The organism is Pseudomonas sp. SWRI111 (genome assembly GCF_014268555.1).
In the GTDB taxonomy this organism is placed as follows: Bacteria; Pseudomonadota; Gammaproteobacteria; order Pseudomonadales; family Pseudomonadaceae; genus Aquipseudomonas; species Aquipseudomonas hamedanensis.
The window spans coordinates 82,094-107,413 of record NZ_JABWQQ010000010.1 but is presented as its reverse complement, the minus strand read 5'-3'; the positions used below and the strand labels follow the sequence as shown (position 1 = coordinate 107,413).

Here is a 25,320-nt window from a genome sequence, read left to right as displayed (position 1 = left end):
TGGGACGCGGAGCGTCCCGGGCTGCATTCCCACGCGGAGCATGGGAACGATCAGTACGCGCTCAAACCATCAGCGGTGTGTCGCAATCCAGATCAACAATCCCGCCTGAAACACCGCAAACGCCACCAGACAAGTAATGGTGAAACGCAGCCCGGCGTCTTCACGCTTGAACTTGCTGACTTTCTCCTCCTGTTTTTTCAGCTTCACTTCCTGTTCGGCCAGGTTCTGCTCGGCCTGCTGCAGCATCTGCGCCGCTTCCAGAATCTCGACCACCTGCAACTTTTCGCTGTTCCAGTCACCGAGCAAGTCGCCGACCTGCGCGGCCTTGACGCTGCCCTTCAAATGCTGAGCATCGGCGTAAGCGACATCGAAACCGTGCACGCGCAGGAAATGATCGCGACGCAGGCGCGTGTCTTCGTTGAGCGCGTCCTTGTTGTTCAGGTCCATGCCGTCGACGGTGTAGGCGGGCCAGCGCTTTTTCGCCCAGTTGATGCCTTGCGCGGCCATGAAGCGGCCAATGCCGCGATTCAGCGGTTCGATCTGCAAGCCGCTGTCCGGGCCGAAGCTCACGCGTTTGCTGGCGTGGTCGACCCACACGTCGAGGTGGTTTTGTTCTTTGCGCACGCGCTGGTTCGGCAGTTTGATCGCCATGCGCATCAGGCTGCGCTCTTTGCTGTTGCGCTCGGCGTAACCGAATTCGACAAAACGCAACGGCCGGCCACCCGTGTTGCGATCGGTCTGCAACGGCGCCAGGCGGAGCATCTTGTGGTGCTCGGCCTGAACGTCCGCCCACGGCAGTTCGACCACTGGCGGTGCGTCTTTTTCAGCGGTGGTGTCGGGTGAAGTCGGGGTATCAGTCATAACGGCGAGATCCTGTCCAAGCCCTGCTTGTCGCCAGCCGATACGCTGGCGACAAAGGCTTATCGGCCGTTTTCTGCGGGACTGGAGGGCAAAAAGCAGTTAACGGGTGCGAAGTCCGCCAATAAATTCAATGATCGCCGAACCAAGTTCCGCTGCCAGCGGCAAATTTGGATCCTTGTACGAGGCCAACTGCCGCTTCATGTCGTTGTGCACGATGCGCAACACATGATTCATGCCTTCGATGATCACCAGTTGCGCGTCCGGTTTCACAGCCTTGAGCCGCTGCGCATCTTGCGTACCGACCTGCATGTCGTTGCTGCCCTGAACGATCAGCGCCGGCATGTCCAACTGCGCGAAGGCGTTGGCCGGGTCCTGGCGGAACAGCGAAATCAGGTACGGCTGCACGCTCGGGCGGAAAATCACCTGCAGCGGTGACGGCACGTTGTCATCGGTGCGGCCGGCCTTGAGGCTGTCGAGCAGTTCATTGCTGCGCAGCATCAGCGGCGGCGGCAGGCTGCGCGCCAGTTGCTCGCGAATCACTTGATCGACCGGCCGGGCGCTGCCGGACAGGGAAATCACCGCTGCCGCCTGCAATGTCGGCGCGGCGAGGCTGGCGATCAGTGCGCCTTCGCTGTGACCGAGCAGAATCAGCGGGCCAAATCGCGGATCGGCCTGGAGCTTGTGCCCCCACGCCACGGCGTCCGCCGCATAGGCTTCGACCGACAAATTTCGCTCATCCGGTGTTGCCGCCAGGCTCGCGGCGACCCCGCGTTTGTCGTAGCGCACGCTGGCGATATTGTGTTTGGCCAGCACCCAGGCCAGGCGTTTCAGGCTGTCATTGCGCCCACCGTCGGGGTTGTTTCCGTCACGGTCGGTAGGACCCGAGCCAGAAATGATCAGAACAATCGGCACCGGACTGTCGGACTTGGGTAGCAATAGCGAGCCGAAAAGCTCGCCTGTACCGGTATCCAGAGATACCGGGCGTTGTAGGACGGTTGCCTGGGCAAAGCCCGTTAAGAGGGTAAGACTCAAGATCAAAACTCGCAGCATCATCACGCCATCATTCGCCAAGGTGCCGGTTGGACTCACCCACACCGCTAAGGTTCGAGGATGAACTACTCGGTTAGCCTGCGTATACTGGCGCGCATCACGAATTCGGGTTTGATTTCACGGAGCGTCCTGCATGTCCGGCAATACCTACGGCAAGTTGTTCACTGTCACCACCGCTGGCGAAAGCCATGGTCCGGCGTTGGTCGCCATTGTCGACGGCTGCCCGCCGGGCCTGGAGATTTCCCTCGAAGACTTGCAGCGCGACCTCGATCGCCGCAAGCCCGGCACCAGCCGCCACACCACCCAGCGCCAGGAAGCCGACGAAGTCGAAATCCTTTCCGGCGTGTTCGAAGGGCGCACCACCGGCTGCGCGATCGGCCTGCTGATCCGCAACACCGATCAGAAATCCAAGGACTACTCGGCGATCAAGGACCTGTTCCGCCCGGCCCACGCCGACTACACCTACCACCACAAATACGGCGAGCGCGATTATCGCGGTGGCGGTCGCAGTTCGGCGCGGGAAACCGCCATGCGTGTAGCAGCCGGTGCGATTGCGAAAAAGTATCTGGCGAGCCAGGGCATCGTCATTCGCGGCTACATGAGCCAGCTCGGCCCGATCGAAATCCCCTTCAAGACCTGGGATTCGGTGGAAGACAATGCCTTCTTCAGCCCCGATCCGGACAAAGTGCCGGAGCTGGAAGCCTACATGGACCAGCTGCGGCGCGATCAAGACTCGGTCGGCGCGAAGATCACCGTGGTCGCCGAAGGGGTGATGCCGGGCCTGGGCGAGCCGATTTTCGATCGCCTCGATGCCGAACTGGCCCATGCGCTGATGAGCATCAACGCGGTCAAGGGCGTGGAAATCGGCGCCGGTTTTGCCTGTGTCGCCCAGCGCGGCACCGAACACCGCGATGAGATGACCCCGGACGGTTTTCTCAGCAACAACGCTGGCGGCATCCTCGGTGGCATCTCGTCCGGGCAGCCGATTGTTGCGCATCTGGCATTGAAACCGACATCGAGCATCACCACCCCGGGCCGTTCGATCGATGTGCATGGCAACCCGGTCGACGTGATTACCAAGGGCCGTCACGACCCTTGCGTCGGCATCCGTGCCACACCGATCGCCGAAGCGATGATGGCCATCGTGCTGATGGACCACCTGCTGCGTCATCGTGGGCAGAACGCCGATGTGCGCGTCAGCACGCCGGTGCTGGGCCAGCTCTGATGGCTGGCTTTGACGCTGTCGCGGCATAACCGGCGTGGCGGCGGTTCCGTACTGGCGGCTGTCCAGTTTCTATCTGTTCTATTTCGCCTTGCTCGGTTCGACAGCGCCGTTTCTGGCGCTGTACTTCGATCACCTAGGCTTCAGCGCCGCACGTATCGGCGAACTGGTGGCGATTCCGATGTTGATGCGCTGCGTCGCGCCGAATATCTGGGGCTGGCTTGGCGATTACACCGGCAGGCGGCTGGCGATCGTGCGCTTCGGCGCGGTGTGTACGCTGCTGACCTTTTCGCTGATTTTCGTCAGCAAGAGTTACGCCTGGCTGGCGCTGGTGATGGCGTTGCATGCATTCTTCTGGCACGCGGTGTTGCCGCAGTTCGAGGTCATTACCCTGGCGCACTTACAGGGGCAGACCTCGCGGTACAGCCAGATCCGTTTGTGGGGCTCGATCGGTTTCATCATCACCGTGGTTGCGCTGGGGCGGTTGTTCGAATGGCTCAGCCTGGACATCTACCCGGCAGCGCTGGTGCTGATCATGGCCGGCATCGTCCTCAGCAGTCTATGGGTGCCGAACGCTCAGCCACCACAAGGCAATCGACCTGGCGGCGAAGGGTTTCTCAAGCAGTTGCGCAGTCCCGGGGTGCTGGCGTTTTACGCTTGCGTCGCGCTGATGCAAATGAGCCACGGGCCGTATTACACGTTTTTGACCTTGCACCTTGAGCGGCTCGGCTACAGTCGTGGCGTGATCGGCATGCTCTGGGCGGTTGGCGTGGTCGCCGAAGTATTGATGTTTATGGCGATGAGCAGAATTCTGGCGCGGTTTTCCCTGCGCCGGGTGCTGCTGGCGAGTTTTCTGCTGGCGGCGTTGCGCTGGGTCTTGCTGGGCTCGTTCGCCGAATTTCTCTGGATATTGCTGTTTGCGCAGATTCTGCACGCGGCGACGTTCGGCAGCTTTCATGCCGCTGCCATCGCCTTCGTGCAACGTAGCTTCGGCGCACGCCAGCAAGGCCAGGGTCAGGCGCTGTACGCGGCGCTGGCCGGCACCGGCGGGGCGCTCGGCGCGCTGTATGCCGGTTACAGCTGGAATGCCCTCGGCGCGCCATTGACCTTTAGTATTGCCAGTCTCGCGGCGTTCGCTGCTGCGGTTATCATTGCCACACGTATGCAAGAGGACAGGCCATGAGCCTTACCCGTGAACAGCTCGCCCGGCAGATCGTCGACGCCGGGCGCTTTCTTTATGGCCGCGGCTGGTCGCCGGCCACCAGCAGTAATTATTCGACACGCCTGTCGCCAACCGAAGCGCTGCTGACCGTCTCCGGCAAGCACAAGGGCCAGTTGGGTCTGGATGATGTGCTCGCCACTGACTTGTCCGGTAACAGCCTGGAACCGGGCAAGAAGCCGTCCGCCGAAACCCTGCTGCACACCCAGCTCTACGCATGGCGCGCGGAGATCGGCGCGGTGCTGCACACCCATTCGGTGAATGCCACGGTGCTGTCGCGCCTGACCCCGCAAGACTTCATCGAGTTCGAAGACTACGAACTGCAAAAAGCCTTCAGCGGTATTTCCACCCACGAATCACGGGTGCGCGTGCCGATCTTCGACAACGACCAGGACATCGCGCGCCTCGCCGCCAAGGTGCAGCCGTGGCTCGACGCCCACCCTGATTGCGTCGGCTATCTGATTCGCGGCCACGGCCTCTACACCTGGGGCGCGCAAATGAGCGACGCACTGCGGCAGATCGAGGCCTTTGAATTTCTGTTTGAATGCGAGTTGAAAACCCGCAGCGTCATGAACCGTCACGGCTGACTTCAGCAGAAGTCGCCGTTTGCCTGATTGAAGGTTGTGCCCGACCGGTCTGCAAGAGCCGGACGGCAAGGCCGATACGAGGAATTGCCCCATGAGCAGCCTGTCCGTTTATCACGTTTCCAACCCTGAAATTCCCAACAAGGTGCTGACCCATTTCGAAGACATCGCCTCGACCCTGGCCGAGCAGGGCGTGCGCTTCGACCGCTGGCAAGCCGCCGCGAAGATTCAGCCCGGCGCCAGCCAGGACGAAGTGATCAGCGCGTACAAAGAGCAGATCGACAAATTGATGACCGAGCGCGGTTACATCACCGTCGATGTGATCAGCCTGAACAGCGATCACCCGCAAAAGGCCGAATTGCGTGCCAGGTTTCTGGAAGAGCACCGCCATGGTGAAGACGAAGTCAGATTTTTCGTCGCCGGCCGTGGGCTGTTTACCTTGCACATCGACGATTATGTTTACGCCGTGCTCTGTGAGAAAAACGATCTGATCTCGGTTCCCGCCGGTACCAAACACTGGTTCGACATGGGCGAGCATCCGCACTTTGTCGCGATCCGTCTGTTCAATAACCCGGAAGGCTGGGTGGCCAACTTCACTGGCGAAGACATCGCCGGCCGCTTCCCGCGTCTGGAGGACTGAGCCGATGTCGATCAAAGTCATTCTCACCGACATCGAAGGCACCACCAGCGCCGTCAGCTTCGTATTCGACGTACTGTTTCCGTATGCGGCCAAACACCTGCCGGACTTCGTGCGCCAGAACGCTTCGCGCGCCGATGTCGCCGAACAGCTTGACGCGGTACGCCGTGACAGCAGCGAACCGGCAGCCGATGTTGAACGGGTGGTTGAAATCCTGTTGAGCTGGATCGCCGAAGACCGCAAAGCGACACCACTCAAGGCTTTGCAAGGGATGGTCTGGGCGCAGGGTTATCAGGCCGGGCAGTTGAAGGGACACGTTTATCCGGATGCCGTTGAGGCGCTGCGGCGCTGGCATGCTGTGGGCTATCAACTGTTTGTTTACTCGTCCGGCTCGATCCAGGCGCAGAAGCTGATTTTCGGTTGCTCGGAGGCGGGAGACCTGACGCCGCTGTTCAGCGGATATTTCGACACCACCTCGGGACCGAAGCGTGAGGCGCAGTCCTATCGCAATATCCAGCAGGCGGTGGCTGTTGAACCGGAAGAAATCCTGTTTCTCTCGGACATCGTCGAAGAACTCGACGCTGCCCAGTCAGCCGGCTTGCAGACCTGTGGCCTGGCCCGCGAAGGTGGGGAATTGGCGGGGCATGTAACAGTCGACAGCTTTACCGGGATTGAACCGGAAGCGTTCTGACTCACCTCAAACAAAAATGTGGGAGTGGGCTTGCTCACGAAAGCGGTGTATCAGTCAGCATCTCTGGCGACTGACACACCGTTTCGCGAGCAGGCTCGCTCCCACACGTTTTGTTTAAAGGCAATTACAGCGAATGATACGTCGGCAGTGCAAAACGCTGCTGGCTCTGCAGCATGGCGATTTGCGGCAGCTCGCTGGCCTGTTCGGCCAGGTCTCGGCGGATAGCGCTGATCGCCCACGACAGCTGGTCACCGGCGTGCAGTTGTTGATACGAGAGTGCACGTTTGAAGACTTTGCCGTCGCTGCTACGCAGGGTCAACAGAATGCCACCGTCAGGACGTGGCGCAGTGCTGACTTCGTAGTTGGAGAACAGCGATGTAAATTTTTCTTGGATCAGGCTCATGTCATCAGCTCCGTGTGTACTTGAATGGCAAGCATGCGGAGGTAGTTGCAGCGATTGTGCCAGCATCGATAAGTTTAAATTCCCTTTGATATCAATGAGTTACAAGTAGTGCATTTTGCAGGCGTCGTGCAAACTGCATGAATGGCCATCGTGCATCCTGCATTTTGCGTGATTCTTGCCAGCGTTACGGAACCAAACGCTCGTACCAGAATCTCCGGCGTTGGCAGCGCGCCAGCAGATACAAAACATTGCAAAAACCGCATGTACAGGCCGAGAAGGGCTGACGTATTTTCATTCTCGAACCGCGCTGCGACTGCACCGGTTGCCTCAAGCCTTTGCCCGAAAAAATAAGAACACCGGCCCGAGATAAGGCCGACCGGGGAGCATTCATGCGTCACGTGCCAAGCGACACGATTACCTGGGGCATGATGCTCCGCAAGCTGCCGATGATTGCCAAGGCCCTGCCGCGGGTGGTCAAGGGCATGAAGGTGGCGAATGTCACGGACCCGACCCAAAGCTGTGGCCTTGGCTGGACCTTTGAGCAAGCGACCCTGCGCAATCCCGATGGCCCGGCGTTAATGCAGGGGGAGGTGCTGCTGACCTACGCGCAGGTTAATCAGTGGGCCAACCGTATCGCCCATTATCTGAGCGGGCAGGGCATCGGCAAGGGCGATGTGGTCGCGGTGTTTATCGAAAACCGTCCCGAACTGCTGGTGACGATTCTGGCGCTGGCCAAGGTCGGCGCGGTCAGCGCGTTGCTCAATACCTCTCAGACGCGCGACACGCTGATCCACAGTGTGAATCTGGTGGCGCCGGTCGCCCTGATCGTCGGCGGGGAGCTGGTGCCGGCATTTGCTGCTGTGCGCGAGCAGGTGTCGATTGCGCCGCAGCGCACCTGGTTCGTTGCCGATCAGGACACCTACAGCCACCCGGGCATTGCGCCCGAGGGCTACGTCAACCTGATCAGTGCCAGTGCCGACGCACCGAGCGATAACCCGCCGAGCAGCCGCCAAGTGTTTTGCGATGATCCGTGTTTCTATATTTACACCTCTGGCACCACCGGGCTGCCGAAAGCCGGGGTATTCAAGCATGGCCGCTGGATGCGCAGTTCGGCGAGCTTCGGCATGATCGCCCTCGATATGCGCCCTGACGACGTGGTCTATTGCACCTTGCCGCTGTACCACGCCACCGGGCTTTGTGTGTGTTGGGGCTCGGCGATCAATGGCGCGTCGGGTTTCGCGATTCGCCGCAAATTCAGCGCCAGCCAGTTCTGGAGCGACGTGCGCCGCTACCGCGCGACGACCCTCGGCTATGTCGGCGAGTTGTGTCGTTATCTGGTCGATCAGCCGGTCAGCGCCGACGACAACCGGCATGACGTGCGCAAGATGATTGGCAACGGCTTGCGCCCCGGTGCCTGGGCCGAGTTCAAGACGCGCTTCGGCGTCGACCACATTTGTGAGCTGTATGCGGCCAGCGACGGCAACATCGGATTCACCAACATCCTCAACTTCGATAACACCGTCGGCTTCTCGCTGATGGCCTGGGAGCTGGTCGCGTACGACCATGACAGTGGCGAGCCACTGCGCAGCGACGACGGCTTCATGCGCAAGGTTGGCAAGGGCGAGCAGGGTCTGCTGCTGGCCCGGATCGACGAAAAGGCGCCGCTCGATGGCTACACCGATCCGCAGAAGACCGCCCGCGTCGTACTGCACGACGTGTTCAACAAAGGTGACCGGTTTTTCAACACCGGCGACCTGTTACGCAACATTGGCTTTGGTCATGCGCAATTTGTCGATCGGCTGGGCGACACCTATCGCTGGAAGGGCGAGAACGTTTCCACCACCGAAGTCGAAAACCTGCTGCTGCAACACCCGCAGATCTCCGAGGCGGTGGCGTATGGCGTAGAAATTTGCAACACCAATGGACGCGCCGGCATGGCGGCGATTACCCCGGCCGAATCTCTGGCGACCCTGGATTTCGCCGAGCTGCTGAGCTTCGTCCGCCAGCGAATGCCGGCCTACGCCGTGCCGCTGTTCCTGCGCGTCAAGGTGAAGATGGAAACCACCGGCACCTTCAAATACCAGAAAACCCGTTTGAAAAAAGAAGGCTTCGACCCCGGCCAGACCGGGGGCGATCCGATTTTTGCCTGGTTGCCCGGCAGCGAAACCTACGTTCAGCTCAATGAGCAGTTGTTAACGGAAATCCAGCAAGGCCAATACCGTTATTGAATCTGGCTATTGCCCGTGATGAGAAAAAGGGGGTGACAGCTATCGCCGCGCTCGGGAAACTGTCGCCTTTCCGATTGACCGAAGTGGAGTTGCCCATGTCCGACCAAAGCCGCCAGATGACCCCTGAAGAAGCTGCCGAATTCACCGAGCAGGTTTTCAACAAGGCGCGCGACGGTGATGCCGAAATGCTCGATCGCCTGGTGACCGCCGGTTTGCCGGTGAACCTGAAAAACAGCAAGGGCGACACGTTGCTGATGCTTGCCAGCTACTACGGCCATGTTGATGCCGTGAAGGTCTTGCTTAAACACAAGGCCGATCCTGAGATGCGCAATGGCAACGGCCAGAGTCCGATTGCCGGTGCAGCATTCAAAGGCGATCTGGCGGTGGTCAAAACGCTGGTCGAAGCGGGCGCTGACCTTGAAGGCTCGTCGTTCGATGGCCGCACGGCGTTGATGATGGCGGCGATGTTCAACCGCGTTGAAATCGTTGATTACCTGATCAGCAAAGGCGCCGATCCGAAAGCCAAGGACGCCAATGGCGTCACGGCGCTGGACGCGGCCCGCACCATGGGTGCAGTGGACACCACGGCGCAGCTGGAAAAACTCCTGGCCTGAAGGCCTGTGGCGAGGGAGCTTGCTCCCGCTTCAGTGCGAAGCGCTGGCAAAAGAGTGGGCCCTCTGATTTTTTTTGGGCCGCTACGCAGCCCAGCGGGAGCAAGCTCCCTCGCCACAGGTGTCGGGTGCGCTGAAGAATGCGTTATCCTTCGCGCCCTCGAAATCCATCTCCGCCACAGGATCCGCCCTCATGAAAGCCGCACTCGTCGAACTCATCAGCAAAATCAGCTCCGGCTGCATGGGCGAGGACGAGATCCTGACAGTGGCCGATGAAGCGGCGCAAGCTTACGCCGATGCCGACGCCTTTCTGGCCGCCAACCCGGATATCAACTACGACGACACCTTCCCGATTCCGCTGGGCGAGTGGGTGGTGGTTGGCAGCCTGCCAGAAACCGTGCTGTTTCAGGCCGACACTTACGTCGATCTGTTCGCGCAAATCGTCGCCTCGTTTGGCCCGGGCGTGGATTTCAACCTCAAGCCCAAGCAACTGGCCAGGACCGAAGCGCTGACCGCACTCAACCGCATTCAGGTGCAGATGAGCAGCCTGAGCAAGGAAAACGGCGGTTACACGCTGATGAACTTCAGCCAGTTGCTCGACGATGAGCTGCAAATGGTGCTGGTCTACGGCAACGACGTGCCTCGCGTACTTGAATTGTGTGCCGAGGTCGGCATCGCCGCTGCGCCAGCGCTGGAAGCCTTGAAGGTCGCCGTTCACGTCTGAACGCAATAAAAGGGAACCCTGCGCGCGACCGTCTATCCTAAAAGTGCATGCCACTATTCTGGAGCGACACCATGGGTTCCACCTTCAATGGTCTGATCGGCCTGATCATCCTCGCCCTCGACATCTGGGCCATCATCAACGTGCTGAAAAGCGGCGCCTCCACCGGGATGAAAATCGTCTGGGTGTTGCTGATCATCCTCTTGCCGGTGCTGGGCCTGATCATCTGGGCGATCGCCGGGCCGCGGGGCAACGTGCGAATCTGATAGCGCCGCGTTCCCCCTGTAGGAGTGAGCCTGCTCGCGATAGCTATTTCTCAGTCAACGTCTCTGTGACTGATAGACGGCAATCGCGAGCAGGCTCACTCCTACAAGGGTTATGTGTGTAGCCGATCAAGTGACGTTCGACCTGTCATCTTCGGCGACGTAGAATGCGCGCCTTTCCCGGGCAATCGTCCCCACGTTTGACGCCCGCGCATTTATCGGAGCACTCGACCATGACCGTCACCAAGACCAGCGAATACCTGGAAACCCTCTACGAAGGCTACGGCCAGCGTTTTCGCATGGAAAAACTGCTGCACGAAGTGCGCACCGAACACCAGCACCTGGTGATCTTCCAGAACCCGCGCATGGGCCGGGTAATGGCGCTGGACGGCGTGATCCAGACCACCGAAGCCGACGAATTCATCTACCACGAAATGCTCACCCACGTGCCGATCCTCGCCCACGGCACTGCCAAGCGCGTGCTGATCATCGGCGGCGGCGACGGCGGCATGTTGCGTGAAGTGACCAAGCACGCGGGTGTCGAACACATCACCATGGTCGAGATCGACGGCACCGTGGTCGACATGTGCAAAGAATTCCTGCCGAACCATTCCGCCGGTGCTTACGACGATCCGCGTCTGAACCTGGTGATCGACGACGGCATGCGTTTCGTTGCCACCACGACAGAAAAATTCGACGTGATCATCTCCGACTCCACCGACCCGATCGGTCCGGGCGAAGTGCTGTTCTCGGAGAACTTCTATCAGGCCTGCCACCGTTGCCTGAACGAGGGCGGTATTCTCGTGACGCAGAACGGCACGCCGTTCATGCAGATCGACGAAGTCAAAACCACGGCCGGTCGGCTCAACAGCCTGTTCCCGGACTGGCACTTCTATCAGGCCGCCGTGCCGACCTACATCGGCGGTTCGATGACCTTCGCCTGGGGTTCGACCAACCCGGCCTACCGCAAGCTGAGCCGTGAAACCCTGCAACAGCGGTTTATCGGCAGCGGCATCGTCACCCGCTACTACAACCCGGAAATCCACATCGGCGCATTCGCCTTGCCGCAATACGTACTGCGTGCGATCAACAAGCCAAGCAACGACTGACCTTCACCGCATAACCCCTGTAGGAGTGAGCCTGCACGCGATAGCGGTGGGTCAGCTGCCAATGACGTCGGCTGACCCACCGCTATCGCGAGCAGGCTCACTCCTACAGCTTCATGATCGCCGCCTGTAATCCTTTTGAACCAACTATCGCCGAAAAAAGTCGAGATAGAGGTAAGCCCATTTACGGGTTGATCGAGGAGGCACTGATGCAAAAGTGGAAAGTCACTTTCGTGGATGATCACGGTGAAATTGTTGATGAAGTCTTCGAACGTGAGGAATGCCCGTCCGACGATGAGGCCGCACGGCTGATCAAGGAGCGGCTTCTTCCGGTCGCCGCCAAATTGGATCTGAACGATCTGGAAGGGCGCACCGCCGATGCCGGGGTGAAAAACCTCAAGACGCAGAACGGCATCGAAATCCGCAGCATCACCCCCATCTGAATACTTCCTGTCATCTTGTAAACCAGGCCTTGGCAGCAGCGCTCTCTTGGGGCTACTCTGCAAGCGAGATCAGCGAATGGATCGCTAAGGTCTGGTCTTGTCAGCTACATGCTTGCTTCCCGCGCGCAACCACGTTGCCGTAGTACTTTGGCCAAAAGGCCCGGGGCGGGAATACGGAAAGTCTATCCATCAATCGAGGGGGACGATTCATGAGCACAGCCTATCAAGAAGACATCAGCAGCAATGTTCTGCGCCGCATGAAAGAAGGCGGTTTCGATTTTTCCCGTTTCCATCCCATCGAGTTCTACGCGATTTTCCCGGACGAGGAACGGGCGCGCAGGGCAGCAGGCAAATTTCGCGGTGAATCGATCAATGCCCAGGTCAGTGCGCGCGACGATGGCGCCTGGTCGCTGGAATTGAGCAAAGTGATGTATGCGACCTACGACGATATTGGTGATTTCGAGCTGGGCTTTTCCGCAGTGGTCGAGCCCTTGGGCGGCATTATCGAGGGCTGGGGCGTGAAGCAGGAGGTGCGCAATCGCTATCGGTTGAATTGATCTTGCGCAGCGTTTGTCGAGCAACGGCTGACCTTCGGGTCGGCCGTTGTTGTTTTCGGAGTACCAAATTGCCGTGGAAAAACTCTGAAACAAGAATCCCGGGCAAAAAAAAGCCACCGGAGAGGGTGGCTAAAAGGGAAGACCAATAAGGAGAGGAAACCGGTCAGGGTTACGGCGGGGCGGGCTGCCGAGGCAGTCCAGAGCGGTTGAGCGGCAAGCTTTCGGCGTCTCTGCCGAGGAGGTTTTGCAGCGAATGCGCGGATTATCCGCAGTCACGCTCAGGCAGTGAAATCAACTCTGACTATGCTGGTGATAGACGCCGCAGTGCGTCGCAATGAAGCGGGGGCAATCGGGCCGGGGCATTTGCCGCACAGGAATGGTGCGCTGCCCGCGGCGTGGATATACAACCGATTGAAATCAAAGCGTTTATGCCGATGGCACGGGCCTTGCGAAGGCCTGTATGTCCGGAGTGACAAGGAGTACGGCATGATCCGCACCTATTTTGACGAGATGTACGATGCCGGCGGCCTGGTTCGCCCGCATTATCGAGAGTTCGCCCGTTGGCTGGCGGATACGCCTGACGAGTTGCTTGCCCAGCGGCGGCGCGAGGCCGATCTGTTGTTCCATCGTGCCGGGATCACTTTCACGCTCTACGGGGACGAGCAGGGCACCGAGCGCCTGATTCCGTTCGACACCATCCCACGCAGCATTCCTGCCAGTGAATGGCGGATTGTCGAGCGCGGTTGCATCCAGCGGGTCAAGGCGTTGAACATGTTTCTCGCCGATCTCTACCACGAGCAGCGCATCATCAAGGCCGGGATCATTCCCGCCGAACAGGTGCTGGCCAACGAGCAATACCAGTTGGCGATGCAAGGCCTGGATCTGCACCGCGATATCTATTCGCACATTTCCGGCGTCGATCTGGTGCGTGATGGCGACGGTACCTATTACGTACTCGAAGACAACCTGCGCACTCCGAGCGGCGTGAGCTACATGCTCGAAGACCGCAAAATGATGATGCGCTTGTTTCCCGAGCTGTTCGCCGCCCAGCGCATCGCGCCCATCGACCACTACCCGAACCTGTTGCTCGACACCCTGAAAAGCTCTAGCCCGCTGGACGACCCGAGCGTGGTGGTGTTGACGCCGGGGCGCTTCAACAGTGCGTTTTTCGAACACGCGTTTCTCGCGCGGGAGATGGGCGTCGAACTGGTCGAAGGCGCGGACCTGTTCGTGCGCGACGACAAAGTGTTCATGCGCACCACCGATGGGCCAAAAGCGGTGGATGTGATCTACCGCCGTCTCGACGATGCGTTCCTCGATCCGCTGGCCTTCAATCCGGACTCGATGCTCGGTGTACCGGGGCTGCTGTCATCCTATCGCTCCGGCAATGTGGTGTTGGCCAATGCCATCGGCACCGGCGTGGCGGACGACAAATCGGTGTATCCGTTTGTCACCGACATGATCCGCTTCTACCTCGACGAAGAACCGATCCTGAAGAACGTACCGACCTGGCAATGCCGCAATCCGTCTGAACTGTCCCATGTGCTGGCCAATCTACCGGAGCTGGTGGTCAAGGAAACCCAAGGCTCCGGCGGTTACGGAATGCTGGTAGGGCCGGCGGCCACGACGGCTGAGATAGACGCGTTTCGCGAGCGCATCAAGGCCAAGCCCCATGCCTATATCGCGCAACCGACGCTGTCGCTGTCGACCTGTCCGACCTTTGTCGAAAACGGCATTGCGCCGCGCCACATCGACCTGCGCCCGTTCGTGCTGTCCGGTCGCGAAACCCGGGTTGTGCCCGGCGGTTTGACCCGTGTCGCCTTGCGCGAAGGCTCTCTGGTGGTGAATTCCTCGCAGGGTGGCGGAACCAAGGACACCTGGGTGGTCGAGGATTGAAGGAAGCTTGCCATGTTAAGTAGAACTGCCTCGGATCTGTACTGGATGTCGCGTTATCTGGAGCGAGCGGAAAACCTCGCGCGGATGCTCGACATCAGCTATTCGCTGTCGCTGATGCCGCAAGACGGTCGCGGCGACGGTCTGCACGAACTCGCCATGCCGCTACTCATCACCGGCACGCTGGACGATTATCTGGAACGCCACGGCGCATTGCATGCCGAACGCTTGCTGCATTTTTTCGCCCTCGATGCCGCCAACCCGGCGAGCATCTACAGTTGCCTGGGGGCGGCGCGAGCCAGCGCCCATGCGGTGCGCGGGCGTATCACCGCGGACATGTGGGAGAACATCAACGCCACCTGGCTGGAGATTCGCGGGATCGCCGAACAAGGCCTCAGCCGCTATGGCATGAGCCGTTTCTGCGAATGGATCAAGGAGCGTTCGCACCTGTTTCGCGGCGCCTCCTACGGCACGATCATGCGCAACGATGCCTTTCGCTTCATTCGACTCGGCACGTTTATCGAACGCGCGGACAACACACTGCGCCTGCTCGATGCTCGTTATGAAATGGCCGGCGATCAGGCCGAGGCGGTCAGTGACGGTACGGCCCACGCGTATTACCAGTGGAGTGCGCTGTTACGGGCCCTGTCGTCATTCGAGGCCTACACGGAAATTTACCGTGATGCCCCCGGCGCCCGACATGTCGCCGAGCTGTTGCTGTTGCGCGCCGATGTGCCGCGGTCACTGCGCGCCTGCACCGAAGAAATCGACCAGATTCTTGCGCAATTGCCCGGCGCCAACGGTCGTCCGGCCCAACGTCTGGCTGCCGAAATGGACGCACGCCTGCGCTATACCGGCATCAACGAAATCCTCGAGGAAGGCCTGCACGCCTGGCTGACCGAATTCATCCCGCTGGTGCGCCAGTTGGGCAACGCCATTCACAGTTCCTACCTGGAGGCTGCATGAGACTTTCCATTAGCCACGAGACCACCTATCACTACGAAGATCAGGTGCGGGCGAGCATCCAGTATCTGCGCCTGACGCCTCACGACAGCGAGCGTCAGCACGTCCTCAGTTGGCAGCTCGACCTGCCGCGTCCGGTGCGTGCGCAGCTCGATCCGTTCGGCAACATCCTGCATGTGCTGACCATGGACGAGCCCCACGAAGCGATCATTATCGGCGCTCGCGGCCAAGTCGATATCGACGAGCTGCGCGAAGCCGAGCATGAAAGCCAGTCGGCGTTGCCGTTCCTGCGCTTCACTCGTTTGACCGAAGCCGATGAAGCCCTTCGCGCGTTTGCCGAGCACGCCTGCAAGCAGCGCCGTGACCGCACGGCCCTGATCGATCTGATGCACGGTCTGAATCAGCACATGAGCTACACGCCGGGTTCGACCGAAGTTGACACCAGCGCCGCCGAAGCCTTCGCCGGGCGGGCCGGGGTCTGTCAGGATCACACCCACGCGTTTCTGGCCTGCGCCCGCAGCCTCGGCGTGCCATCGCGTTATGTGTCGGGCTATCTGTACAGCGAGGACTGCGAACATCTGGCCAGTCACGCCTGGGCAGAAGCATGGTTGGATGACGCCTGGTACAGCTTCGACGTGACCAATCAACTGGCGCGGCCTGAGCGTCATTTGAAACTGGCGGTGGGCCTGGATTACCTGGATGCCTGCCCGGTACGCGGCATGCGCCGGGGTGGCGGCTGCGAGCAGATGCATGCGAAGGTGTTTGTCTCGCCGACGCCGGTCATTTCCGTCCAGCAGCAGTAGGGATTCGCACCATCCCCTGTAGGAGTGAGCCTGCTCGCGATAGCGGCATATCAGGCGATACCGTTGTGACTGACCCACCGCTATCGCGAGCAGGCTCACTCCTACAAGGGGATCGGTGTCAGGGCTTGGCTTTGCGCCCGGCCATGTGCTTGAGATAGCTGATCAACATTTCCAGATCAGCGTCCGGCAACGCCTCCACCGAAAACCCGGGCATCTTCGCCTGCGGCCACTGACGCAAGCTCTGCGGATCACGAATGTAACGCTTCAAAAAGTTTGCACCGAAATACTCGGTCGGGTTGTACGGAATATTCAGATCCGGGCCGAATTGCGCATCCCCGGCACCGTTCAAACGATGACAGGCCAGGCAGTTTTTCTGAAACAGCGCAAAACCCATGTTTACCGGATCATCGGCCTTCAGCGCGGGATCGGGGAGCAGGGCAGGGAAGCGCTGGGCCACCGGGGCCATCAGCTTGATGCTGGCGACTTGAAACGGCCACTGCTCGGGGCTGATATTGCCCACCTGCGGATCCGTCCACACCAGATAGAACGGCCCGGCGCCGTGTTTGCCCGCGCCCAGCGGCGGCCACGGCTGAGCGGGATCTTCAATGGCCAGCCAGGCTCGCGCGCCTGTGGTGTCGAGCAGCGGCGCCGCCGCCAGTTCGGCAGCAAACCCGTCCAGCGCCACCGCTTGCAGGTGATCTTCGGGCTTGATCCCGGTCAGCAATGCAGCCATGGGCACCGCACGGTAGGTCATGTCTTTTTTATAAGAGACATCGTTCTTGACCGTGAGCGTGCGTATTTGGGGGAGCTTGAGCAGCTCCTCGGTCTGCCAGGTGCGGCTGTTCGCGCCAAGCTGCAACTCCAGCTGTGCGGCAGACAAGGGCATGCTGAGCAGCAAGACCCCGAACGCAATGAGGGTTTTCAAAATGATCGCCGTCCATGTCGTGAAAGTGCACAAAGGTTGGCACAGCCACGCTGGCCCGGGTAGCGGGCCAGTCACATTTTCTGTGGCGATAGTCAGCGCCTGGCGCTTGAGTCAGCCGATGACCTTGGTCAGATTCGGCAAAATCAACAACAGCGTCGTGGCAAAAAGAATGAGCCCTGCTTGACGAACTTTCGGTTGTTTGAACATGGCTTGACCGCCTTTATTGTTATTTCCTGATGCCTGCCTGCATATCCATGACGGCATGCGTTGCACTTCCTGTTGAGGGACGACCGTCTCGGCAAAACCCGACAACGATGACGTACATGTTCACCTTAGGGCCGGTGCGCGCCGTGGCTTAGATCCATTTCACATGGAGGTCTCGGAAAATGCGATTAAAAAGCTATGAGGCGTATTGCCAGCTTCTGTAACGCCCGCTGGCTAGACAACTCGGCGACCTGAACCGGTTCACCTGATCGTCGATGACCGTCCGTCTGAGCGTGTACGTCAAGCGCATTGAGCGCTGTGGTCATTGAATCCTGACGCGCTGCGGCCAAGAGTGACGGACCCGCCATCATCACCGCACAGGTTCGAGGACGTCATGACCCAAGCTTTGATATTCGACGCATTACGCACGCCCCGGGGCAAAGGCAAGGTCGACGGCGCCTTGCACAGTGTCAAACCAGTGAACCTGGTGGCCGGATTGCTGACCGCGCTGCAACTGCGCACCTCACTGGACACCAGCCAGGTCGATGACGTGGTACTCGGCTGCGTGACGCCGATCGGCGATCAGGGCTCGGACATCGCCAAGACCGCCGTGCAGGTGGCCGATTGGGACGTCAGCGTGGCGGGCGTGCAAATCAACCGTTTCTGCGCCTCGGGGCTGGAAGCGGTCAACCTCGGCGCGATGAAAGTGCGTTCCGGTTTCGAAGACCTGGTGGTGGTTGGCGGCGTCGAGTCGATGTCGCGGGTGCCGATGGGCAGCGATGGCGGCGCCTGGGCGCTGGACCCGCAGACCAACCTGCACAGCCATTTCACCCCGCAAGGCGTTGGCGCCGACCTGATCGCTACCCTTGAAGGCTTCAGCCGCCAGGACGTCGATGCCTACGCCCTGCATTCGCAACAGAAAGCCGCGCGGTCCCGGGCCGGCGGTGCGTTCAGCAAGTCGCTGGTGCCAGTGCAGGATCAGAACGGCATCATCCTGCTCGATCATGATGAATTCATTCGTGCCGATTGCACGCTGGAGGGCTTAGGCAAACTCAAGCCGAGTTTTGAAATGATCGGCCAGATGGGCTTCGATGCCACGGCGCTGCGGGTCTACAGCCATGTCGAGCGGATCAACCACGTGCACACCCCCGGCAACAGCTCTGGCATCGTTGACGGCGCCGCGCTGATGCTGATCGGCTCCGAAGCCAAGGGCCGCGCGCTGGGTCTGCAACCCCGGGCGCGGATTGTCGCTACGGCAGTCACCAGCACTGATCCGACGATCATGCTCACCGGCCCGGCGCCGGCCACCCGCAAAGCGTTGGCCAAGGCCGGGCTGCGGGTGGAAGACATTGACCTGTTCGAGGTCAACGAAGCGTTTGCCTCGGTCGTGCTGAAGTTCATCAAGGACATGGCCGTCGACCCGGACAAGGTCAACGTCAATGGCGGCTCCATCGCCATGGGCCACCCGCTGGGCGCCACCGGTTGCGCCATCCTCGGCACTCTGCTCGACGAGTTGGAGACCCGACGCCTGCGCTATGGCCTGGCGACCCTGTGCGTCGGCGGTGGCATGGGCATTGCCACCATCATCGAACGCCTCTGAGCCCCGCATTCAAGGAATCCTGCTATGAGCGAAGCCATTCGTTACGAAAAAGGCCAGGACGGTATCGTCGTGCTGACCATCGACCTGCCGGGCCAGAGCGCCAACACCATGAACGCCGTGTACCGCGAGGCCATGGCGGCCAGCGTTGCCCGTCTGCTCACAGAAAAAGACAGCCTGGCCGGAGTCATCATCACCTCGGCAAAGAAAACCTTCTTTGCCGGCGGCGACCTCAACGAACTGATCAAGGTCGGCAAGCCGCAGGCCAAAGCGTTCTACGACATGGTGCTCGCCCTCAAAGGCCAACTGCGCACGCTGGAAACACTGGGCAAGCCGGTGGTCGCTGCTATTAATGGCGCGGCACTGGGGGGCGGTTGGGAAATCTGTCTGGCTTGTCATCACCGCGTGGCGCTGGACGATGCTTCGGTGCAACTTGGCCTGCCGGAAGTGACCCTCGGCCTGCTGCCGGGCGGTGGCGGCGTGGTGCGCATGGTGCGCCTGCTCGGCATCGAGAAAGCGCTGCCGTACTTGCTCGAAGGCAAGAAAATCCGCCCGCAGCAGGCTTTGCAGGCGGGTTTGATCGACGCGCTGGCGTCAGATCGCGACGACTTGCTGGTCAAGGCCCGTGCCTGGATCGTCGCCAACCCAGCGGCCGTGCAGCGTTGGGACGTCAAGGGTTATCAAATCCCCGGCGGCACACCGTCCAACCCGAAAGTTGCGCAAATGCTGGCAATCGCACCGTCGATCCTGCGCGCGAAAACCCAAGGCACGCTGCCGGCACCGGAGAAGATCCTGTGTGCGGCGGTGGAGGGCGCGCAGGTGGATTTCGACACAGCGCATCTGATCGAAACCCGCTATTTCACTGAGCTGACCACCGGGCAGATCGCGAAAAACCTGATCGGCACATTCTGGTTTCAGCTCAATGAAATCAATGCCGGCGGTTCGCGACCACAGGGCTTCGCGCCACATAAAACGCAAAAGGTCGGCGTGCTGGGCGCCGGCATGATGGGCGCGGGGATCGCTTTTGTCAGCGCCTCGGCCGGTATCAACGTGGTGCTCAAGGACATCAACCTCGCTGCGGCCGATAAAGGCAAGGCGCATTCAGCGGCACTGCTGGACAAGAAGGTTGCACGGGGGCAGATGACGATTGCGCAGCGTGATGAGGTGCTGGCGCGGATCCACACCACTGAGGACGATGCCGATCTGGCCGGGTGCGATCTGGTCATCGAGGCGGTGTTCGAAGACCGCGAACTGAAAGCGACGGTCTCGGCGGCGGCGCAAAAAGTCGTTGGTGGCGAGGCGGTGATTGCGTCCAACACCTCGACGTTGCCGATCACTGGTCTGGCGCGCGCTGTGCCGGATCCAAGCAAGTTCATCGGCCTGCATTTCTTCAGCCCGGTGGAAAAAATGCCGCTGGTGGAAATCATCAAGGGCGCGCAAACCAGCGACGCCACCCTGGCGCGCGGTTTTGATTTCGTCCTGCAAATCAGGAAGACCCCGATCGTGGTCAACGACAGCCGCGGCTTCTTCACCTCGCGAGTGTTTGGCACGTTCACTAATGAAGGCATCGCCATGCTCGGCGAAGGCGTCAGCGCGCCGATGATCGAGACCGAAGCACGCAAGGCCGGGATGCCGGTAGGCCCGCTGGCCATCTCCGACGAAGTTTCCCTCAGCTTGATGAGCCACATCCGCACGCAGACGGCCAAAGACCTGCAGGCTGAAGGGAAACCGCTGATTGAGCACCCGGCGTTTGCCGTGATTGACTTGCTGCTCAACGAATACAAACGGCCCGGCAAGGCGGCGGGCGCTGGCTTTTATGATTACCCGGTCGGCGCTCAGAAGCATTTGTGGCCCGAGCTGAAAAGCCGTTTCGAGAAGGCCGACGGGCAGATCTCGCCACAGGATGTGCGTGATCGTTTGCTGTTTATTCAAGCCATCGAAACCGTGCGCTGCGTCGAGGAGGGTGTGCTGACCTCGACGGCCGATGCCAACGTCGGCTCGATCTTCGGCATCGGTTTCGCCGCATGGACGGGGGGCGCGCTGCAATTCATCAACCAATACGGGGTGAAGGACTTTGTTGCCCGGGCGCAGTATCTGACGGAGCAATACGGCGAACGTTTCGCACCGCCGGCACTGCTGCTGGATAAAGCCGCCAACGGTGAGATGTTCTAGGGGCCAAGGGCACTGCGGGGCTTGCCTTGCCAGGGTGTTTCAGGGCAGGCTCTGAGGTGTTCATTATTCCCATCACGTGTCAGGTATTTTTTATGTCGCTACGCATCTGCATACTCGAAACCGACATCCTGCGTCCGGAACTGGTCGACCAATATCAGGGTTACGGGCAGATGTTTCAGCGCCTGTTCTCGCAGCAACCGATTGCCGCCGAGTTCACCGTCTACAACGTGATGCAGGGCCACTACCCGAGCGACGACCTGAGCTTCGACGCGTACCTGGTCACCGGCAGCAAGGCCGATTCATTCGGCACGGATCCGTGGATTCAGACCCTCAAGCAATACCTGCTGGCGCGTTACGAGCGTGGCGACAAACTGCTCGGTGTGTGCTTCGGCCATCAGTTGCTGGCGCTGCTGCTCGGTGGCAAGAGCGAACGTGCGACGCAGGGCTGGGGCGTCGGTACCCACAACTACAAACTCGCAGCCAAGGCGCCTTGGATGAGTCCGGTGCGTGAAGAGTTGACGCTGCTGATCAGCCATCAGGACCAAGTCACGGCGCTGCCGGAGAACGCCACGGTGATTGCGTCCAGTGACTTCTGCCCGTTCGCCGCGTATCACATCAACGATCAGGTGCTGTGTTTCCAGGGGCACCCGGAATTCATTCATGACTATTCGCGGGCGCTGCTGGATTTGCGTCAGGAAGCGCTGGGTGCGCAGATCTATAGCAAGGGCGTCGCCAGCCTGGAGCAGGAGCATCATGGCGCTACGGTTGCGGAATGGATGATGCGGTTTGTGGCGCACAAGCCAGAAACGGTTTGAGACCAAAAGCTTCGCGAGCAGGCTCGCTCCTACATTGATCCTCTGTGGGAGCGAGCCTGCTCGCGAATCGCCCAGGCAACGCGGTCACTGCTACAACCATCCAGACCGCTTGAAACTCGCCCAAAGACTCACACAGCCCACCGCAATAAACCCCAGCACGCCGAAATAGCCGTAATGCCAGGTCAGCTCCGGCATGTTCTCGAAGTTCATCCCGTAAATCCCCGCCACCGCCGTGGGAAACGCCAGAATCGCCGCCCACGCCGCGAACTTGCGCTGCACCACGCTTTGCCGTGAGGCCTCGAGCAACACGCCAATCTCGATGGTCTGGCTGGCGATGTCGGCCAGCGTACTGAGGTCCTCCATCTGCCGCGTCACATGGATCTGCACGTCGCGGAAATAGGGGCGCATGTTCTTGTCGATGAACGGGAAGCTGAGTTTCTGCAGTTCTTCGCCAATCTCTACCATCGGCGCTGCGTACCGGCGCAGGCGCACGACATCGCGGCGCAGGCCATGGAGCTTTTGAATGTCACGCTCGTTGAGCGCGCTGCACAGTACGTTGCGCTCCAGTTCATCAATCTCGGCATGAATGGCTTCGCCCACGGGCTGATAGTTCTCGATGACGAAATCGAGCAGCGCATAGAGCACGAAATCTTCCCCATGCTCCAGCAGCAACGGACGTGCCTCACAACGTTGGCGGACTTGCGCGTATGAGGCAGAGTGGCCGTTGCGTGCGGTAATGATGTAGCCCTTACCGGCGAAGATATGCGTTTCGATGAACTGCAAAACGCCGTTTTCACGAACGGGCGAGTAGGTAACGATAAACAAAGCGTCGCCAAAGGTTTCCAGCTTTGGCCGGCTGTGTTTCTCCAGCGCATCTTCGATGGCCAGTTCATGCAGATTGAACTGACGTTGCAGGTTGAACAGTTCCTGGGCGTCCGGCTCTTCCAGACCGATCCAGACGAAGTGGCCGGGTTTGGCGGCCCAGGCAGCGCCTTCGTCCAGCGTGATATTGGTGACTTTCTTTCCCGCGCTGTAGACCGCAGCAGCAACAACTCGACCCATGGTGGTGATTCACTTCTTCTTGGCAGGTGACAGGAATACAAGGCTTCAGCTTAGCCGTGTCGCTGCTTGAGAGTCAGTGAAATCTGTACAGTTCAGTGGGCAAAAGAAAACCCGCACAGGGCGGGTTTGGTTTTCAGGCGGCTTGCAGTTGGCGATCCATCGATTCGATGCATTCGCGCATCTGTTCGCGGCAACGCTCTATCAGCATCGGCATGTCATCCATGGTCAATCCGACTGTAGGAATCGCCGGCAGCGAACGTATGAGAACGTCGCCGCTGCGCCAGCGATTCAGGCGCATGTGTTTGATGTAGCTGCTGACGCACACCGGAACGATCGGCACACCGGCGGCGATCGCCATCTGGAACGCGCCTTTCTTGAATGGCAGCAGCTCCTCGCCGAGGTTACGCGTCCCTTCCGGGAATACCCAAATGGAAGTCTCTTCGTTTTGCAGGGTATGGGTGGTGGTGAGCATCGACTGCCGCGCCTTGTGCGCATTGCCGCGGTCGATCAATACATTGCCCGCCAGCCAGAACAACTGCCCGAACAGCGGCACCCACTTCAGGCTCTTTTTGCCGATGCACACGGTGCGCCGCGGCACCACGTTGCCGAACACAAACAGATCGTAGTTGGATTGATGATTGGCGATGATCACGCAGCTGTCGGGTTTGTCCAGCAAACCACCGACGTCGGATTTCACCCGCAGACGCAAAATGCACATCGCCGGAAGCGCGTAGAGGCGAGCGCAGAGTCGACTGTTGTCAGGATTGAACGGGCGGCACACGCCGAGGATCACTCCTAGCACTCCAGCCAGAACAAAGTGCAGGCCCATCAATAACATACGAAACACGAACAGCATTTTCAGGCCCCACCGGGACAAAAGGTGGCGCAGTGTACGGATGTGCACTGTTTTCGGCAATTGCCGCTATAGACTCCGGAGATGGCCGATGTTTAAGCGCATGTTTCTAAATGAAGGGCAGACCTGTCCTAGAGCTGTCGCTGCCTTTTAACCCGGCGGGCAAGAAAAAGCCCGAGACGACGGTCGGGCTTTTCTTCTGCGCATGGGCAACAGGCTTAACCCAGATGCTCCTGGTCGAGGATGATCGCATTATCCAGCGTGTCCAGCAGCGCCTTGCGCACTTTCAGCTTGGTGTTTTTGTGCGCTGTCATGTTGATTTTTTTCAACTGACGAGCCGCGGCGAGGGCGGCGCCTTGCAGTTCCTCGGCCGACACCACCTTATCGAGGAAGCCGGCATCTACCGCGCTGTGCGGATCGAACATCTCACCATTGATCACCGCGCGATGGAAGGCCGAGCGACGCAGACGATCACGCGCCAGCTCGATGCCGGCGTGGTGCATGGTCATGCCGATCTGCACTTCGTTCAGACCGATGCTGAACGGACCTTCGACGCCAATGCGGTAGTCAGCGGACAGCAGAATAAACGCGCCTTTGGCCACGGCGTGACCAGGGCAGGCCACAATCACCGGGAATGGGTGAGACAACAGACGACGTGCCAAGGTCGAACCGGCGGTCACTAGCGATACCGCTTCCTTAGGGCCGGCGGTCATCACCTTGAGATCGTAGCCGCCAGATAAAATACCGGGCTGACCGGTGATGATCACCACGGCGCGATCCGTCACCGCCTGATCCAGCGCCGCGTTGAACGCCGCAATCACGTCCGGGGAGATGGCATTGACCTTACCGTTGTTCAGGGTCAGGGTCGCGATACCGTCTTCGAGGTGGTAGGAAATCAACTCACTCATGACGCCATTCCTTGTAAGAAAGATGGGCAGACGTTACCCACCGCCGCCAGTCAGGTAAAGCGCCGTGACTGACCCTGCGGTCACCCTTTTTCCGGCTGAGCCGGCGTGGCGCGCCATTGCACTCATCAATAGCGGCGCAGCGCTCACCGAAGAATGGCCGGTTTGCCATGGCCCTCGGTGGCGACCCTCCGGGTATTCTCTTAAGCGCATGAAAATTCTGAAAAAAAGTTTGCCATCGGAAAAGCTTTCGACTACATTAGCGCGCCTCGACAGACAGAACATGTTTGCAGAGATACGGTGAAGTGTCCGAGTGGCTTAAGGAGCACGCCTGGAAAGTGTGTATACAGGAAACTGTATCGAGAGTTCGAATCTCTCCTTCACCGCCACATTCAGTAAACACAAACCCCTGATTTTCCTCGAGAAAGTCGGGGGTTTGTGGTTTTTGGTGTCTTGAAAAAATACGATGTAAGCCCCTAAACATGCTGAGAGGGCTTGCAGTGCAAATCGTTGTGCAGCTTGTCGCTCGCTC

Annotated in this window: 25 protein-coding genes, 1 tRNA gene and 1 pseudogene; 19 read left to right on the top strand and 8 right to left on the bottom strand. The window is 59.9% G+C overall.

The features are described from left to right. Positions 1–69: 69 nt before the first annotated feature. A complete protein-coding gene (locus tag HU755_RS13970; RefSeq protein ID WP_186622805.1) occupies positions 70–861 on the bottom strand; it encodes a hypothetical protein in 792 nt (263 codons plus the stop codon). Positions 862–960: 99 nt separating this feature from the next. Further along, a complete protein-coding gene (locus HU755_RS13965; protein WP_186633501.1) occupies positions 961–1,914 on the bottom strand; it encodes an alpha/beta hydrolase in 954 nt (317 codons plus the stop codon). Positions 1,915–2,044: 130 nt separating this feature from the next. Between HU755_RS13965 and aroC the strand changes: the two genes are divergently transcribed. The 5 genes from aroC to mtnC all read left to right on the top strand — a co-directional run bounded on the left by aroC (position 2,045) and on the right by mtnC (position 6,264). Further along, positions 2,045–3,136 (top strand): chorismate synthase, encoded by a 1,092-nt coding sequence (gene aroC / locus HU755_RS13960; RefSeq protein ID WP_186633498.1) that lies wholly within the window; start codon positions 2,045–2,047, stop codon positions 3,134–3,136. 34 nt (positions 3,137–3,170) lie between these two features. Further along, the gene (locus tag HU755_RS13955) at positions 3,171–4,316 is read left to right on the top strand and encodes an MFS transporter (protein WP_186633495.1); all 1,146 of its coding nucleotides are present in this window, start codon (positions 3,171–3,173) and stop codon (positions 4,314–4,316) included. Continuing rightward, the gene (locus HU755_RS13950) at positions 4,313–4,939 is read left to right on the top strand and encodes a methylthioribulose 1-phosphate dehydratase (protein ID WP_186633492.1); all 627 of its coding nucleotides are present in this window, start codon (positions 4,313–4,315) and stop codon (positions 4,937–4,939) included. Before HU755_RS13955 ends, HU755_RS13950 begins: the two co-directional genes overlap by 4 nt. A 91-nt stretch (positions 4,940–5,030) precedes the next feature. Continuing rightward, complete coding sequence (locus tag HU755_RS13945; RefSeq protein WP_186622808.1) at positions 5,031–5,576, top strand: acireductone dioxygenase; 546 nt, start codon at positions 5,031–5,033, stop codon at positions 5,574–5,576. A 4-nt stretch (positions 5,577–5,580) separates the two neighbouring features. Then, complete coding sequence (gene mtnC / locus HU755_RS13940; RefSeq protein WP_186633489.1) at positions 5,581–6,264, top strand: acireductone synthase; 684 nt, start codon at positions 5,581–5,583, stop codon at positions 6,262–6,264. Between the two features lie 124 nt (positions 6,265–6,388). On the opposite strand, the gene HU755_RS13935 is transcribed toward mtnC, so the two are convergent. Then, complete coding sequence (locus HU755_RS13935) at positions 6,389–6,667, bottom strand: DUF3509 domain-containing protein (RefSeq protein WP_016773780.1); 279 nt, start codon at positions 6,665–6,667, stop codon at positions 6,389–6,391. Positions 6,668–7,056: 389 nt separating this feature from the next. On the opposite strand from HU755_RS13935, the gene HU755_RS13930 reads away from it, so the two are divergent. The 10 genes from HU755_RS13930 (at position 7,057) to HU755_RS13885 (ending at position 16,255) form a co-directional block, all read left to right on the top strand. Next, positions 7,057–8,895, top strand: coding sequence for a long-chain-acyl-CoA synthetase (locus HU755_RS13930; protein WP_186633486.1), 1,839 nt, complete (start codon positions 7,057–7,059; stop codon positions 8,893–8,895). Between the two features lie 95 nt (positions 8,896–8,990). Beyond that, positions 8,991–9,509, top strand: coding sequence for an ankyrin repeat domain-containing protein (locus tag HU755_RS13925; RefSeq protein ID WP_186622811.1), 519 nt, complete (start codon positions 8,991–8,993; stop codon positions 9,507–9,509). Between the two features lie 190 nt (positions 9,510–9,699). Further along, a complete protein-coding gene (locus HU755_RS13920) occupies positions 9,700–10,230 on the top strand; it encodes a hypothetical protein (protein ID WP_186633483.1) in 531 nt (176 codons plus the stop codon). A gap of 71 nt (positions 10,231–10,301) precedes the next feature. After that, positions 10,302–10,493, top strand: a complete 192-nt coding sequence (locus tag HU755_RS13915) for a PLDc N-terminal domain-containing protein (protein WP_016773784.1) — start codon at positions 10,302–10,304, stop codon at positions 10,491–10,493. Between the two features lie 230 nt (positions 10,494–10,723). Then, positions 10,724–11,599, top strand: coding sequence for a polyamine aminopropyltransferase (speE, locus tag HU755_RS13910; protein WP_186551887.1), 876 nt, complete (start codon positions 10,724–10,726; stop codon positions 11,597–11,599). A gap of 206 nt (positions 11,600–11,805) precedes the next feature. Further along, positions 11,806–12,039 (top strand): hypothetical protein, encoded by a 234-nt coding sequence (locus HU755_RS13905; RefSeq protein ID WP_186622600.1) that lies wholly within the window; start codon positions 11,806–11,808, stop codon positions 12,037–12,039. Between the two features lie 209 nt (positions 12,040–12,248). Next, positions 12,249–12,596, top strand: coding sequence for a ribonuclease E inhibitor RraB (locus HU755_RS13900; RefSeq protein ID WP_186633480.1), 348 nt, complete (start codon positions 12,249–12,251; stop codon positions 12,594–12,596). A 486-nt stretch (positions 12,597–13,082) separates the two neighbouring features. Continuing rightward, on the top strand, positions 13,083–14,492 hold the full coding sequence (locus tag HU755_RS13895; protein ID WP_186633477.1) for a circularly permuted type 2 ATP-grasp protein: 1,410 nt from the start codon (positions 13,083–13,085) through the stop codon (positions 14,490–14,492). Positions 14,493–14,504: 12 nt separating this feature from the next. After that, positions 14,505–15,455: an alpha-E domain-containing protein gene (locus HU755_RS13890; protein ID WP_007914063.1), complete on the top strand. Its 951-nt coding sequence runs from the start codon at positions 14,505–14,507 to the stop codon at positions 15,453–15,455. Beyond that, positions 15,452–16,255 carry a transglutaminase family protein gene (locus tag HU755_RS13885; protein WP_186622603.1) on the top strand — a complete coding sequence of 268 codons (804 nt, stop codon included), beginning with the start codon at positions 15,452–15,454 and terminating at the stop codon, positions 16,253–16,255. Before HU755_RS13890 ends, HU755_RS13885 begins: the two co-directional genes overlap by 4 nt. A gap of 118 nt (positions 16,256–16,373) precedes the next feature. On the opposite strand, the pseudogene HU755_RS13880 reads toward HU755_RS13885, so the two are convergent. Together HU755_RS13880 and HU755_RS13875 are read right to left on the bottom strand one after the other, a co-directional pair. After that, positions 16,374–17,196 (bottom strand): annotated as a pseudogene (locus HU755_RS13880) (cytochrome c). Between the two features lie 95 nt (positions 17,197–17,291). Next, positions 17,292–17,444 (bottom strand): hypothetical protein, encoded by a 153-nt coding sequence (locus tag HU755_RS13875; RefSeq protein ID WP_186551608.1) that lies wholly within the window; start codon positions 17,442–17,444, stop codon positions 17,292–17,294. 334 nt (positions 17,445–17,778) lie between these two features. On the opposite strand from HU755_RS13875, the gene HU755_RS13870 reads away from it, so the two are divergent. The 3 genes from HU755_RS13870 to HU755_RS13860 all read left to right on the top strand — a co-directional run bounded on the left by HU755_RS13870 (position 17,779) and on the right by HU755_RS13860 (position 21,968). Next, positions 17,779–18,984 carry an acetyl-CoA C-acetyltransferase gene (locus tag HU755_RS13870; RefSeq protein WP_186633474.1) on the top strand — a complete coding sequence of 402 codons (1,206 nt, stop codon included), beginning with the start codon at positions 17,779–17,781 and terminating at the stop codon, positions 18,982–18,984. A gap of 24 nt (positions 18,985–19,008) precedes the next feature. Beyond that, a complete protein-coding gene (locus HU755_RS13865; RefSeq protein WP_186633471.1) occupies positions 19,009–21,153 on the top strand; it encodes a 3-hydroxyacyl-CoA dehydrogenase NAD-binding domain-containing protein in 2,145 nt (714 codons plus the stop codon). A gap of 92 nt (positions 21,154–21,245) precedes the next feature. Next, positions 21,246–21,968, top strand: coding sequence for an amidotransferase (locus HU755_RS13860; protein WP_186633468.1), 723 nt, complete (start codon positions 21,246–21,248; stop codon positions 21,966–21,968). Positions 21,969–22,058: 90 nt separating this feature from the next. On the opposite strand, the gene HU755_RS13855 is transcribed toward HU755_RS13860, so the two are convergent. From HU755_RS13855 to HU755_RS13845, 3 genes are all read right to left on the bottom strand, one after another. Next, a complete protein-coding gene (locus HU755_RS13855) occupies positions 22,059–23,030 on the bottom strand; it encodes a magnesium and cobalt transport protein CorA (RefSeq protein ID WP_186551602.1) in 972 nt (323 codons plus the stop codon). Positions 23,031–23,163: 133 nt separating this feature from the next. After that, positions 23,164–23,886 carry a 1-acyl-sn-glycerol-3-phosphate acyltransferase gene (locus tag HU755_RS13850; RefSeq protein ID WP_186633465.1) on the bottom strand — a complete coding sequence of 241 codons (723 nt, stop codon included), beginning with the start codon at positions 23,884–23,886 and terminating at the stop codon, positions 23,164–23,166. A gap of 215 nt (positions 23,887–24,101) precedes the next feature. Beyond that, positions 24,102–24,791, bottom strand: a complete 690-nt coding sequence (locus tag HU755_RS13845) for a crotonase/enoyl-CoA hydratase family protein (protein ID WP_186633462.1) — start codon at positions 24,789–24,791, stop codon at positions 24,102–24,104. A gap of 296 nt (positions 24,792–25,087) precedes the next feature. Between HU755_RS13845 and HU755_RS13840 the strand changes: the two genes are divergently transcribed. Next, a tRNA-Ser gene (locus tag HU755_RS13840) sits at positions 25,088–25,177 on the top strand. Positions 25,178–25,320 lie beyond the last annotated feature (143 nt).

What these genes read in the sequence shown, in the direction of transcription:
- mtnC (WP_186633489.1), top strand. Translation starts at nt 5,581, where the DNA reads ATGTCGATCAAAGTCATTCTCACCGACATCGAAGGCACCACCAGCGCC.
- HU755_RS13865 (WP_186633471.1), top strand. Translation starts at nt 19,009, where the DNA reads ATGAGCGAAGCCATTCGTTACGAAAAAGGCCAGGACGGTATCGTCGTG.
- HU755_RS13965 (WP_186633501.1), bottom strand. Translation starts at nt 1,914, where the DNA reads ATGATGCTGCGAGTTTTGATCTTGAGTCTTACCCTCTTAACGGGCTTT.
- HU755_RS13895 (WP_186633477.1), top strand. Translation starts at nt 13,083, where the DNA reads ATGATCCGCACCTATTTTGACGAGATGTACGATGCCGGCGGCCTGGTT.
- HU755_RS13920 (WP_186633483.1), top strand. Translation starts at nt 9,700, where the DNA reads ATGAAAGCCGCACTCGTCGAACTCATCAGCAAAATCAGCTCCGGCTGC.
- HU755_RS13870 (WP_186633474.1), top strand. Translation starts at nt 17,779, where the DNA reads ATGACCCAAGCTTTGATATTCGACGCATTACGCACGCCCCGGGGCAAA.
- aroC (WP_186633498.1), top strand. Translation starts at nt 2,045, where the DNA reads ATGTCCGGCAATACCTACGGCAAGTTGTTCACTGTCACCACCGCTGGC.
- HU755_RS13970 (WP_186622805.1), bottom strand. Translation starts at nt 861, where the DNA reads ATGACTGATACCCCGACTTCACCCGACACCACCGCTGAAAAAGACGCA.
- speE (WP_186551887.1), top strand. Translation starts at nt 10,724, where the DNA reads ATGACCGTCACCAAGACCAGCGAATACCTGGAAACCCTCTACGAAGGC.
- HU755_RS13950 (WP_186633492.1), top strand. Translation starts at nt 4,313, where the DNA reads ATGAGCCTTACCCGTGAACAGCTCGCCCGGCAGATCGTCGACGCCGGG.
- HU755_RS13860 (WP_186633468.1), top strand. Translation starts at nt 21,246, where the DNA reads ATGTCGCTACGCATCTGCATACTCGAAACCGACATCCTGCGTCCGGAA.
- HU755_RS13905 (WP_186622600.1), top strand. Translation starts at nt 11,806, where the DNA reads ATGCAAAAGTGGAAAGTCACTTTCGTGGATGATCACGGTGAAATTGTT.
- HU755_RS13945 (WP_186622808.1), top strand. Translation starts at nt 5,031, where the DNA reads ATGAGCAGCCTGTCCGTTTATCACGTTTCCAACCCTGAAATTCCCAAC.
- HU755_RS13845 (WP_186633462.1), bottom strand. Translation starts at nt 24,791, where the DNA reads ATGAGTGAGTTGATTTCCTACCACCTCGAAGACGGTATCGCGACCCTG.
- HU755_RS13900 (WP_186633480.1), top strand. Translation starts at nt 12,249, where the DNA reads ATGAGCACAGCCTATCAAGAAGACATCAGCAGCAATGTTCTGCGCCGC.
- HU755_RS13925 (WP_186622811.1), top strand. Translation starts at nt 8,991, where the DNA reads ATGTCCGACCAAAGCCGCCAGATGACCCCTGAAGAAGCTGCCGAATTC.
- HU755_RS13915 (WP_016773784.1), top strand. Translation starts at nt 10,302, where the DNA reads ATGGGTTCCACCTTCAATGGTCTGATCGGCCTGATCATCCTCGCCCTC.
- HU755_RS13855 (WP_186551602.1), bottom strand. Translation starts at nt 23,030, where the DNA reads ATGGGTCGAGTTGTTGCTGCTGCGGTCTACAGCGCGGGAAAGAAAGTC.
- HU755_RS13930 (WP_186633486.1), top strand. Translation starts at nt 7,057, where the DNA reads ATGCGTCACGTGCCAAGCGACACGATTACCTGGGGCATGATGCTCCGC.
- HU755_RS13935 (WP_016773780.1), bottom strand. Translation starts at nt 6,667, where the DNA reads ATGAGCCTGATCCAAGAAAAATTTACATCGCTGTTCTCCAACTACGAA.
- HU755_RS13890 (WP_007914063.1), top strand. Translation starts at nt 14,505, where the DNA reads ATGTTAAGTAGAACTGCCTCGGATCTGTACTGGATGTCGCGTTATCTG.
- HU755_RS13850 (WP_186633465.1), bottom strand. Translation starts at nt 23,886, where the DNA reads ATGCTGTTCGTGTTTCGTATGTTATTGATGGGCCTGCACTTTGTTCTG.
- HU755_RS13885 (WP_186622603.1), top strand. Translation starts at nt 15,452, where the DNA reads ATGAGACTTTCCATTAGCCACGAGACCACCTATCACTACGAAGATCAG.
- HU755_RS13875 (WP_186551608.1), bottom strand. Translation starts at nt 17,444, where the DNA reads ATGCCGTCATGGATATGCAGGCAGGCATCAGGAAATAACAATAAAGGC.